We start from the raw sequence: 335 nt of genomic DNA on the forward strand, positions 1-335 counted from the left end.
GTTCTCGACGATGTTGGTGCAAGCCAGCGAGCGACGCAGCTCGCGCGGCAGCCGCAGCCGAACCACAGTGAGGATCTCGTCCAGACCCTCCAGGATCGACGCCGCGGCGCCGGGTGCCCGGGGCTCGAGGGTGCGCGCCAGATTGCGCAGCAGCCGCTCGGCCCTGACCGCATCGTCCAGCTCCCAGGCCTGCCGCAACGCCCGGCGGACCGGCGCCTGCAGCGCCTTGGGCAGCCGCTCGGCGATGTTGCGGGCCTTGTGGATTTGGCACCGCTGAATCGGGGTGTCGCGTCCGAAGGTGCGCCGGATGGCCTTGGTCAGCGCCTTGGCCCCGT

General features: G+C 71.6%; 1 protein-coding gene. It reads right to left on the bottom strand.

What is annotated here, in order from left to right; all coding sequences use genetic code 11:
- A partial coding sequence (locus tag Q7A36_RS41205; protein ID WP_305109540.1) for a transposase occupies nucleotides 1-335 on the bottom strand: 335 nt, incomplete at both ends.

This window comes from Paracraurococcus lichenis (genome assembly GCF_030657435.1).
GTDB lineage: Bacteria > Pseudomonadota > Alphaproteobacteria > Acetobacterales > Acetobacteraceae > Paracraurococcus > Paracraurococcus lichenis.